Source organism: Moraxella nasovis (genome assembly GCF_022701215.1).
GTDB classification, from domain to species: Bacteria; Pseudomonadota; Gammaproteobacteria; order Pseudomonadales; family Moraxellaceae; genus Moraxella; species Moraxella nasovis.
In genome coordinates, this window is the sequence record NZ_CP089976.1 from 980148 (window position 1) to 992235 (window position 12088).

Sequence of the window (12088 nt, forward strand, 5' to 3'; positions counted from 1 at the left end):
TTAAAAGAATAATTTAAAAAAGAATGATTAAATTACCTGAGTAGATTATTCGCTTGGGATAACAACCATCACACGGCGGTTGTCTTGACGACCCTCAGCGGTGGCATTCGTTGCCACAGGGCGTGTCTCACCAAAGCCTTGTGCACGAATGCGTGATGGGGCGATGCCATAGTTAGATACTAGAGCATTACGCACAGCATTAGCACGACGTTCTGATAGCTTTTGGTTATAAGTGTCGCTACCTACTGAATCGGTATGACCTTCTACGATGACATTAGCATCGGCGTATTTAGCCAAGAAGTTCGCTGCCTTTTGTACTTCATCTTGGTATTGAGCTTTGATGTTTGATTTATCAAAGTCAAATAAGATGTTAAGACGTACATTAGGACGGGTCTCTACATAGTATTGTGGAGCTGGCACTGCTACCACAGGGGTAGGCTGTACCACTACAGGAGCAGGTCTTGGTGCAGGCTTAGGAGCGGGTGCAGGGCAGTTATCTGCATTAACACGGCTGATTTGATGGTTTTGTTTATAAGTATTAACTGCTGATAAAGTTTTAGCAGCTTCTTCGGCTGTGATTTGCTTTAGAACAGGGGTGTAATTTGGCTCGGTACCGACCAAGAAATACTGAGTCTCACCCGCATCAAGATGCAAAGTTGCTGCACCTAAGCTTAGATCATTGATTTTAGCCGCAGTAGGAATGGCAGACAGTTTTACATCACCCGCACAAACGATACCTGCTGAGTAATGACCATCTTGAAGGCTGGTCAAAAAGCGACCGTCAAGTGCGATGTTAGTGCTAGAATCAGCAGATGATACGCCATTTGTGCTAGGGCGAATAAAAACAAGAGCGGCAGTACGGTCAGTAAGTGCTAAATCGTTTAAACTACCAGACGCTGATTTAGTCCATGTGATAGCGTTATTACCACTCGGCACAACCACAGTGTTTGCTTGAGCAGATACTACAAACGTAGTAGCTATCGCTGCTGCCAGCGAAAGTTGTTTGATAGATAGCATATGATAAGTCCTGTATTATAAAAACAAAAAAATAATTGCAATAAAATATTGCTCTATGCATACCAAAATTACATAAAAACCCTACTTTTATGCATAGGTTTCCTATTATATGAAAAAAAAAAAACGATTCAATAGGAAAAATGTATCTAAATTGTATCATCAAACATACAAAACGACTACCAAAACACAAACAAAACAAAAACCCCCGCATTTGCGGGGGTCTTAAATAAGAGTGCTGACGATGACCTACTCTCACATGGGCGAACCACACTACCATCGGCGCTAAGACGTTTCACTTCTGAGTTCGGGAAGGGATCAGGTGGTTCCATCTTGCTATTGTCGTCAGCGTAAAAGGATTAACAACGATTATGAGTCTGTTTTTATTAAATTTACTTCAAGATATATTCTTTATCAAGCTTGTTAGGTAAAATCTTTACACTTTAATCATACAAAACCACTTGGGTGTTGTATGGTCAAGCCAAACGAGCAATTAGTATTGGTTAGCTACACATGTCACCATGCTTCCACACCCAACCTATCAACGTCGTCGTCTACAACGGCTCTTTAGGGAAATCTTATCTTGAGGTGGGCTTCCCGCTTAGATGCTTTCAGCGGTTATCCCATCCGAACGTAGCTACCCGGCAATGCTTCTGGCGAAACAACCGGAACACCAGAGGTTCGTCCACTCTGGTCCTCTCGTACTAGGAGCAGATCCTCTCAAATTTCCAACGCCCACGGTAGATAGGGACCGAACTGTCTCACGACGTTCTAAACCCAGCTCGCGTACCTCTTTAAATGGCGAACAGCCATACCCTTGGGACCTGCTTCAGCCCCAGGATGAGATGAGCCGACATCGAGGTGCCAAACACCGCCGTCGATATGAACTCTTGGGCGGTATCAGCCTGTTATCCCCAGAGTACCTTTTATCCGTTGAGCGATGGCCCTTCCATACAGAACCACCGGATCACTAAGACCTACTTTCGTACCTGCTCGACTTGTGGGTCTCGCAGTTAAGCGCGCTTTTGCCTTTATACTCTTTGAACGATTTCCGACCGTTCTGAGCGCACCTTCGTACTCCTCCGTTACTCTTTAGGAGGAGACCGCCCCAGTCAAACTACCCACCATACATTGTCCTTGATGTTGTTACATCTAAGTTAGAACCCCAACATAACCAGGGTGGTATTTCAAGGTTGGCTCCATGCAAACTGGCGTTCACACTTCAAAGCCTCCCACCTATCCTACACAAGTTAGGTCAAAGTTCAATGTAAAGCTGTAGTAAAGGTTCACGGGGTCTTTCCGTCTAGCCGCGGGTACACAGCATCTTCACTGCGATTTCGATTTCACTGAGTCTCTGCTGGAGACAGCGCTGCCATCATTATGCCATTCGTGCAGGTCGGAACTTACCCGACAAGGAATTTCGCTACCTTAGGACCGTTATAGTTACGGCCGCCGTTTACTGGGGCTTCGATCAAGAGCTTCGCTTACGCTAACCCCATCAATTAACCTTCCAGCACCGGGCAGGCATCACACCCTATACGTCCACTTTCGTGTTTGCAGAGTGCTGTGTTTTTAATAAACAGTTGCAGCAGCCTGGTATCTGCGACTGCCAATAGCTCAAAGAGCAAGTCTTATCACCATCAGCAGCGTACCTTCTCCCGAAGTTACGGTACCATTTTGCCTAGTTCCTTCAGCAGAGTTCTCTCAAGCGCCTTGGTATTCTCTACCTGACCACCTGTGTCGGTTTCGGGTACGATTTGTTTAAGACTATCGCTTAGAAGCTTTTCCTGGAAGCATGGTATTTGCCACTTCGCCAATAAATTGGCTTGCTGTCAGATCTCAGTAATAGTCTAGCGGATTTGCCTACTAAACCTACCTACATCCTTTCACCTGGACAACCAACGCCAGGCTGACATAACCTTCTCCGTCCCTCCATCGCATCATAAACAAGTATTGGAATATTAACCAATTTCCCATCGACTACGCCTTTCGGCCTCGCCTTAGGGGTCGACTCACCCAGCCCCGATTAACGTTGGACTGGAACCCTTGGTCTTCCGGCGAACGGGCTTTTCACCCGTTTTGTCGTTACTCACGTCAGCATTCGCTCTTGTGATACCTCCAGCATACCTTACGATACACCTTCACAGGCTTACACAACGCTCCCCTACCACTTAATTGAAACAATTAAATCCGCAGCTTCGGCTCCTAGTTTGAGCCCCGTTACATCTTCCGCGCAGGCCGACTCGACTAGTGAGCTATTACGCTTTCTTTAAAGGGTGGCTGCTTCTAAGCCAACCTCCTAGCTGTCTGTGCCTTCCCACATCGTTTCCCACTTAACTAGGAATTTGGGGCCTTAGCTGGCGGTCTGGGTTGTTTCCCTCTTGACGACGGACGTTAGCACCCGCCGTCTGTCTCCCGGATATCACTCATCGGTATTCGGAGTTTGCATCGGTTTGGTAAGTCGGTATGACCCCCTAGCCGAAACAGTGCTCTACCCCCAATGGTGTTCGTCCGAGGCGCTACCTAAATAGCTTTCGGGGAGAACCAGCTATCACCGAGTTTGATTAGCCTTTCACCCCTATCCACAAGTCATCCCCTGGCTTTTCAACGACAGTGGGTTCGGTCCTCCGGTGCCTGTTACGGCACTTTCAACCTGCTCATGGATAGATCACTCGGTTTCGGGTCTATACCCTGCAACTTAAGTCGCCCTATTAAGACTCGGTTTCCCTACGCCTCCCCTAAACGGTTAAGCTTGCTACAGAATATAAGTCGCTGACCCATTATACAAAAGGTACGCCGTCACCAAATAATAAATTATTCAGCTCCGACTGCTTGTATGCACACGGTTTCAGGTTCTATTTCACTCCCCTAACAGGGGTTCTTTTCGCCTTTCCCTCACGGTACTGGTTCACTATCGGTCAGTCAGGAGTATTTAGCCTTGGAGGATGGTCCCCCCATCTTCAGACAAGATTTCACGTGTCTCGCCCTACTTAATATGTCGTATAAACAGTTTCGCATACAGGACTATCACCTACTATGGTTGGCTTTCCCACGCCATTTTGCTACTGTAAATTTGATCGGCTCCTCCGTGTTCGCTCGCCGCTACTTACGGAATCTCTATTGATGTCTTTTCCTCGGGGTACTGAGATGTTTCACTTCTCCCGGTTTGCCTTCTATCCAAAGGATAGAATACCTATCTTATGATAAGTGGGTTTCCCCATTCAGAAATCGCCGGGTCACAGGATATTGCCACCTCACCGACGCTTATCGCAGGCTATCACGTCTTTCATCGCCTCTGACTGCCAAGGCATCCACCATGTGCACTTCATTACTTGACCATACAACCCCAAGTAGTTTTACTTACTTGTGATGTATGAGAATGATTGTAACGATTTACCTATGTTTACGCTTGATTCAGTTCTCTTTACTTTTAGGTGATTATATTGGGTATAATCACCATGGTTAATTATTTGTTGGAATAAATAATTAACCCAGACTCATAATATGTTGTTAAATAATGATATAAACTTCGTCAGTTTATAAAGTTAAAGCATAAATAAGAAATCTTATTTAAATTGCTTATGTATGCTTATTGATGTTTTAATGGTGGAGTTAAGGAGAGTCGAACTCCTGACCTCCTGCGTGCAAGGCAGGCGCTCTACCAACTGAGCTATAACCCCATGTGTTAATGGTGGGTCTAATAAGACTTGAACTTATGACCCCCGCGTTATCAACACGGTGCTCTAACCAACTGAGCTATAGACCCGTTTTAAAACATCTTTCCAAAGAACAACTTGTTGTGAATTCTTGCCAATCAGATAATATCGTTAAGGAGGTGATCCAGCCGCAGGTTCCCCTACGGCTACCTTGTTACGACTTCACCCCAGTCATCGACCCCACCGTGGTGATCGCCCTCTTGCGTTAGGCTAACCACTTCTGGTGAGATCAACTCCCATGGTGTGACGGGCGGTGTGTACAAGGCCCGGGAACGTATTCACCGCAGCATTCTGATCTGCGATTACTAGCGATTCCGACTTCATGGAGTCGAGTTGCAGACTCCAATCCGGACTACGATTGGCTTTTTGAGATTAGCATCACATCGCTGTGTAGCAACCCTTTGTACCAACCATTGTAGCACGTGTGTAGCCCTGGTCGTAAGGGCCATGATGACTTGACGTCGTCCCCGCCTTCCTCCAGTTTGTCACTGGCAGTATCCTTAGAGTTCCCGACTTAACTCGCTGGTAACTAAGGAAAAGGGTTGCGCTCGTTGCGGGACTTAACCCAACATCTCACGACACGAGCTGACGACAGCCATGCAGCACCTGTATTCTAATTCCCGAAGGCACTCCGAAATCTCTTTCGGATTCTAGATATGTCAAGACCAGGTAAGGTTCTTCGCGTTGCATCGAATTAAACCACATGCTCCACCGCTTGTGCGGGCCCCCGTCAATTCATTTGAGTTTTAACCTTGCGGCCGTACTCCCCAGGCGGTCTACTTATTGCGTTAACTGCGTCACTAAGTCTTCAAGAGACCCAACGACTGGTAGACATCGTTTACGGCGTGGACTACCAGGGTATCTAATCCTGTTTGCTACCCACGCTTTCGAACCTCAGTGTCAGTATGATGCCAGGGTGCTGCCTTCGCCATCGGTATTCCTCCAGATCTCTACGCATTTCACCGCTACACCTGGAATTCTACACCCCTCTCACCTACTCTAGCTTACCAGTATCAGATGCAATTCCCAGGTTAAGCCCGGGGCTTTCACATCTGACTTAATAAGCCACCTACGCTCGCTTTACGCCCAGTAATTCCGATTAACGCTTGCACCCTCTGTATTACCGCGGCTGCTGGCACAGAGTTAGCCGGTGCTTATTCTGTGGGTAACGTCAGGGTCAATGGGTATTAACCATTGACTTTTCCTCCCCACTTAAAGTGCTTTACAACCAAAAGGCCTTCTTCACACACGCGGCATGGCTGGATCAGGGTTTCCCCCATTGTCCAATATTCCCCACTGCTGCCTCCCGTAGGAGTCTGGGCCGTGTCTCAGTCCCAGTGTGGCTGATCATCCTCTCAGACCAGCTACAGATCGTCGCCTTGGTAGGCCTTTACCCCACCAACTAGCTAATCCGACTTAGGCTCATCTATTAGCGAGAGCTAAAAGCCCCCTTTCTCTCGTAAGACGTATGCGGTATTAGCTATCCTTTCGGATAGTTATCCCCCACTAATAGGCAGATTCCTAAGCATTACTCACCCGTTCGCCACTAATCCTATCTAGCAAGCTAGATAATCATCGTTCGACTTGCATGTGTTAAGCCTGCCGCCAGCGTTCAATCTGAGCCATGATCAAACTCTTCAGTTTAATCTTTGTTTTGCCTAAGGCTTTAAAGTAAATTAAAGATTAGGACTTGGCTCATTTATTTTTATTACTAGCAAAATTTGCTCATCGTGTAAATGAATTAACTTTGAGTATTTTTGTCATGATAATAAATAATAAATGATACTTGCATATTTATATTATTTGATTTATCTTGTATTGACAAAAATCCACACAAGTTGTTCTTTGTTTGATTTTAAATAGTGTATGATACATCGTCTGTATCAATTAAGGCTGTACATTATATATTGAAAAGTTATAATGTCAAGCTTTTTTTTAAGTTGTTTTTTTTCACTGTATCAAGTTGGTTACGATTGCTATTTGTAATCGTTAGTAACTGCCTTGACTTTGTGAGTGGCGTATTATACGCTTTTAATATTTGATGTCAAGCTTTTTTTCAAGAATTTTGGAAGTTTGTTTAAAACTAACTAAGTTATTGAAATTTAACAAGTTTTTTAGAACTTGAACTGCCTGAGTGGTGCGTATTATACCTAAGATTTGATGTGGGTCAAGGGATTTTTTGAAGAAAGTTAGGAAAAGTTTGTAAGTGATTGGTTTTGTAGGGGATTTTTTGACAAAAAAATAACCACCCGATTTAGGTGGCTATTTTATAAGCTGATTTCATGGCATAAAAAGCAATATAAAATATTCTTGCCATCTATCAGCCATCAGCTAAATTAACCTTTGATACGCTTAACTTTGACTACATGGCAACCTTTGTAAGCAGTTTCAGCGGCTGGACTGTGGATTATCACATCTGATTTGTGATAGTTACCCAATGTCAATACATCTGTACCAATTTGCCAGCTATCATCATTACCAAAGTATGTGCCTGCAATGTCTGAACGCTCTAAATTGATTGGTAGAAAACGGCTTTTACCGCCTAAATTCATTTCTGCATAAGTAGGTAGGTTTTGTCTGTTAAACCCATAAGTAACCTTAGTTGTACCACCAATATTACATTGGTAGGTTACTTGGCGTACTTTAACTGCGGTATTATCAGCAGTTTCAGGGTTCATAGTGGTTTGGGCAGAAGCGACACCTGACAAGCCAACACCTAAAACAAATAAAGGTGCAATCATTTTTAATGCTTTCATAATTTCCTCTTTATCAAAAATGAACCAAATTTAGTTCACGATTGCATTATAGCAAGCGATTTTTAAAAAAAATAGGAGAATATGGTAATTATTTGTTACAAATGTGGATGATTAATCTTGATATTTAGATTTATTGATATATTTTGTTACATTTTCAATGTGAATATTACAAATTCTATTAAAGTCTGTTATTCTACTCTCTTTATAAACGAGAAAATTATGCACTTTGATGATACCGAATTAAATGAACACGAACCGCTTTATTTTATTGGCATGATGAGTGGCACAAGCCTTGATGGATTAGATGCCGTATTATGCCGATTTGATAATGATAAGCCTACAATCATCAACCATCATAGCCTAGCCTTTCCTACCGACTTAAAGTCTGCATTACTGGCATTAACCACCCCAAACGGTGTAGATAGCTATATAAAGGACAATGGGCTTGGATTTGAAAGTGAGCTTGATGTCTTTGGTTGGGCGAGCGTGTTTTATGGCGAGCTATGTTCACAGGCGGTGCTTGAACTCTTGGATAAATCAGGCATGACGGCTGATGAAATTTTTGCCATTGGCTGTCATGGTCAGACGGTGCGTCATCGCCCACATTGGCACTTTAGCCTGCAACTTTTAGACCCCAATGTCTTGGCTGAAAGAACAGGCATTGCCGTGGTTTCAGATTTTCGCCGCCGTGATATGGCAGTAGGCGGACAAGGTGCCCCGCTTACCCCTGCCTTTCATGAAGCTGTATTTAATCATTTTGATGACTGCCCCAAAGCGGTGCTAAATCTTGGCGGTATTGCCAACATCACGGTGCTATCAGATGGCATTGATGAAGTCATCGGCTTTGATACAGGCTGTGCCAATCTTCTGCTTGATGGCTGGGTAAAACGTCATACAGGGGCAGATTTTGATAAAAATGGCGACTGGGCGAAATCTGGGCAGGTCATTCCATTACTACTTAAACAACTATTAACGCATGATTTTTTTGATAAACCTTATCCAAAAAGTACTGGTCGTGAAGAATTTAACCTAGCTTGGCTAGATGATGAACTTGATAAATTCCGAACGAGCCACTCCCCCAACTATACCCCCCAAGATGTACAGGCGACGCTTGTGGATTTGACCGCCGTCAGTGTCGCCAATGCACTTTATGATGTCGCAGGCACAAAAGTTGCCACCACAAAAGGCGTGCTGTTCGTCTGTGGCGGGGGTGCATTAAATGACCATCTTATGATTAGACTAGCTCATCATCTGCCCCACTGGCAAGTGCAGTCTAGCGACACCCTTGGCATAGCCCCCACCTTAGTTGAAAGCACCGCCTTTGCTTGGCTTGCCAGACAGACCATGCTATCTAAACCAGCCAATCTACCGAGTGTAACAGGGGCTAATAAAGCGGTCGTTTTGGGGCAAGTGTGTTTCCCCTAAACTCATCAACTAAAATACATCAAAAGTTTTATCAATCTCAACAAAAAACCGCAAATTAATGCGGTTTTTTATTAGTATACTAACTTGTTAAAAGTTAAAATACTGGCTATTATTCAGCTTTACAGTTAATGTCTGCTGCAACACCATGTAGGTTGCTGTAGCTAAATGTTGCCATATCGCCTTTTTGGTGCCATTCGCCACCATGGCCAAAGATACCTTTTTCAGCAACATAAAGCTCACCAGAAGCAGCGGTTGCAGCGTCTAGAGTGGTAGTTCTACCTTCTAGGTTTAGGTTGATTTGGCTGTCGTTTAGGTAATCAATTTTTGGTGCCATGCCGTTTTCACAGATAAAAGTCTTGCTGTGTGGCTGATAATCGTTCACCGCATTTTTAACTGTTTGAACCGCATTTTGAGTTACGGTTTGAGCTTTATTGATGATATGATCAGTAGCGGTACAGCCAGTTAGAGCAAGTACGCAAGCTGCGGTAATTGGTAATGCAAATTTCATTGTTATCTCCTTTTGGAAGTTAATGGCATAGCCAAAATAGATATGCCGATACATCACAAATATAGTTATTATCACAAAGAAAATAAAAATATATGTCTATGATAAGGATATAACAAAGTAAACCGACAGACAATAAAAAATTTGTATGTTTTGTGTATTTTATGTGTTACTAAGTTACTGGTAACTATCTGATTATATAAAAACTGATAAAAAAATACATCTGTAAACTTTTCATCACTATAAAATCATGCTAAGATAAATTCAATTTGTAACAAAACATGAATGCGGACAATCCTATGATAAAAAAACCAATCCACCACAGCCGTCCAGACAATCAGCGTGTCGTCATTACAGGCATGGGAGCAATCACGCCAGTCGGTAACGACCTTGACACCATTTGGCAAAATCTCATCAATGGCAAAAGCGGTATCACAAAGATTGACAGCTTTAGCGATAAAATTGATATTGGTGAATTTCGCTCACAAATCGCAGGGCTTGTCAAAGATTTTGACGCTCGTGAATTTTTAAATCCCAAAGAGATTCGCCGTTTTGATGAATTTATGCACTACGCCCAAGTAGTAGCCGCCCAAGCCTTATATCATGCAGGGCTGATAGACGACATCAAAGGCGACAGCCTACCCATCAATGTGGACGGCAAGCGTTTTGGGGTGGTGATGGGGTCTGGTATTGGTGGTATCGGAACGATTGAAAACAGCCGAGATACCCTCAAGGCGTTTGGGGCAAAAAAAGTCTCGCCTTTTATCATACCAGGGGCAATCGTCAATATGCCAGCAGGGCTTATCGCCATTCGCCATGCTCTAAAAGGGGCAAACCTTGCCACCTCCACTGCCTGCACCACCTCTACGCACGCCATCGGATTGGGGGCAAGATTGATTGCTTATGGCGACCTTGATGCGGTATTGGTCGGTGGTAGCGAAAAAGCCTCCACACCGCTTGGCTTGGCAGGCTTTGGGGCAATGCACGCCCTATCAACACGCAATGACGAACCCACCAAAGCAAGTCGCCCCTTTGATAAAGACCGTGATGGCTTTGTGTTGGGTGATGGGGCAGGGGCATTGGTATTAGAAAGCCTAGCTTTCGCCAAAGCTCGTGGGGCGACCATCTTAGCGGAGCTTGTGGGCTTTGGCATGAGCGATGACGCAAGCCACATCACCGCACCGCCTGACAATGGCGAAGGGGCAAAACGTGCCATGCAAAACGCCCTAAATGACGCAGGACTAAATGCCGATATGATAGGCTATGTCAATGCACACGGCACCAGTACGCCAGCAGGCGATGTCGCTGAAAGCCGCGCCATTCAAGCTTTGTTTGGCGATGATATTTTGGTCAGCTCAACCAAATCCATGACAGGACACCTACTTGGGGCAGCAGGGGCGGTGGAAGCCATCTTCACTATCCTTGCTCTACAACACCAACACCTACCCCCCACCATCAACTTAGATAATCCTGATGAGCGTTGCACCTTAGACTACATTGCCCATACCGCCCGCAGTGTCAATAATGTCAATTATGCCATCTCAAATAGCTTTGGGTTTGGGGGTACAAACGGCAGTTTGGTATTTGGTCGCTTTGCATAGCACACGCTTAACCAAACCGCCTTTGGCTAGGTTGGTAAATCCAGCTTATCCAAAGGCAGGTTAGCTACTAACCTTAGGTTGGGTCAAGCTTGTAAGACCTAACCTTTATATGTGTTGAGATTGGCGTAGTATTTTTTGCTCATATTTAAGCCATGTTTTAAGCCCAAGCTTTACTATATAAAAGCTTGGGCTTTTTTTATTTAGCAAGTCTTTAAAAATAAGCCCAACATCACTACACAAGCGCCCCAAAAGATTGGGGCGGATTTTGGGTATTAAATAGACAGTATATATAATATATAGAGTATGGACCCCAAATTTTGGGTATCAGCTGTGGTGCTAAATTGAGCCACTGATGTCATCGGCATATGGTTTCACATGGAACATCATATTTGCCAATTGACGAAATTTGACAGCAATTTTAGACCAGCGTGATGGCTTTTTTCTGGGTGAAATTGCGTGATGAATAGATTGTCTTTGATGACACTGGCACAAAATTTTACCCCATAATCACACGTCGCCACAATAGCCCCAGCGTTGCGAGCATCTGCCATATCAGGGGTGCAATAATAACTGTGCGTAAAATAAAAATGCTCACCGCCACAGCCGTCCCACAGCACATGGTCGGTGTCGGTATTGACCGCATTCCAGCCGACATGGGGGATTTTGATTGGTTGGTCGCAGTCTGTCCATGTGTCGTCAAATTTTTGGACATTACCTGCCAAAATACCAAGACAATCTACTCGTCCGCCTTCGGTAGAATAATCAAACATCGCCTGCATACCCACACAAATCGCCATGACAGGCTTGGTCAATAAAGCGTCCTTGACTGCCACGTCCACCCCTGCATTTTTCATGTGCATCATGGCATCGCCAATCGCCCCCACACCCGGTAGCATGACCTTGTCCGCCTGTTTGATGTCGGCAGGTCTATTGGTTAAGATGACCTTTGCACCTGATTTGGTGAGTGCATTTGCCACAGAATATAAATTCCCCACGCCATAGTCAAGCAAAGCAATTTTTGAAAAATTCATGATAAACCCTTAGCCGATATCATTTAGTTGATACAATTAA

General features: G+C 44.4%; 6 protein-coding genes, 2 tRNA genes and 3 rRNA genes. 2 read left to right on the forward strand and 9 right to left on the reverse strand.

The window, feature by feature from the left end:
- Positions 1 to 45: 45 nt before the first annotated feature.
- From LU293_RS04905 to LU293_RS04935, 7 genes are all read right to left on the reverse strand, one after another.
- A complete protein-coding gene (locus LU293_RS04905; RefSeq protein WP_242749521.1) occupies positions 46 to 1017 on the reverse strand; it encodes an OmpA family protein in 972 nt (323 codons plus the stop codon).
- A 233-nt stretch (positions 1018 to 1250) separates the two neighbouring features.
- A 5S ribosomal RNA gene (gene rrf, locus LU293_RS04910) occupies positions 1251 to 1364 on the reverse strand.
- Positions 1365 to 1486: 122 nt separating this feature from the next.
- Positions 1487 to 4352, reverse strand: a 23S ribosomal RNA gene (locus LU293_RS04915).
- 266 nt (positions 4353 to 4618) lie between these two features.
- A tRNA-Ala gene (locus LU293_RS04920) sits at positions 4619 to 4694 on the reverse strand.
- A gap of 9 nt (positions 4695 to 4703) precedes the next feature.
- Positions 4704 to 4780, reverse strand: a tRNA-Ile gene (locus LU293_RS04925).
- Between the two features lie 62 nt (positions 4781 to 4842).
- Positions 4843 to 6374 (reverse strand): 16S ribosomal RNA (locus LU293_RS04930).
- Together the 16S, 23S and 5S rRNA genes with 2 tRNA genes alongside form the textbook arrangement of a ribosomal RNA operon.
- Positions 6375 to 7066: 692 nt before the next feature.
- On the reverse strand, positions 7067 to 7486 hold the full coding sequence (locus tag LU293_RS04935; RefSeq protein WP_242749523.1) for an ACP-like domain-containing protein: 420 nt from the start codon (positions 7484 to 7486) through the stop codon (positions 7067 to 7069).
- A gap of 219 nt (positions 7487 to 7705) precedes the next feature.
- Here LU293_RS04935 and LU293_RS04940 point away from each other — a divergent pair, with 219 nt between their 5' ends.
- Positions 7706 to 8911 carry an anhydro-N-acetylmuramic acid kinase gene (locus LU293_RS04940; RefSeq protein WP_242749525.1) on the forward strand — a complete coding sequence of 402 codons (1206 nt, stop codon included), beginning with the start codon at positions 7706 to 7708 and terminating at the stop codon, positions 8909 to 8911.
- A 109-nt stretch (positions 8912 to 9020) separates the two neighbouring features.
- On the opposite strand, the gene LU293_RS04945 is transcribed toward LU293_RS04940, so the two are convergent.
- A complete protein-coding gene (locus LU293_RS04945) occupies positions 9021 to 9419 on the reverse strand; it encodes an MliC family protein (RefSeq protein ID WP_242749527.1) in 399 nt (132 codons plus the stop codon).
- A 296-nt stretch (positions 9420 to 9715) separates the two neighbouring features.
- Here LU293_RS04945 and fabF point away from each other — a divergent pair, with 296 nt between their 5' ends.
- Entirely contained in the window at positions 9716 to 11017 is a 1302-nt protein-coding gene (fabF, locus tag LU293_RS04950) for a beta-ketoacyl-ACP synthase II (RefSeq protein WP_242749529.1), read from the forward strand.
- Positions 11018 to 11400: 383 nt separating this feature from the next.
- Here fabF and hisH read toward each other — a convergent pair whose 3' ends face one another.
- On the reverse strand, positions 11401 to 12051 hold the full coding sequence (hisH, locus tag LU293_RS04955) for an imidazole glycerol phosphate synthase subunit HisH (RefSeq protein WP_242749661.1): 651 nt from the start codon (positions 12049 to 12051) through the stop codon (positions 11401 to 11403).
- Positions 12052 to 12088 lie beyond the last annotated feature (37 nt).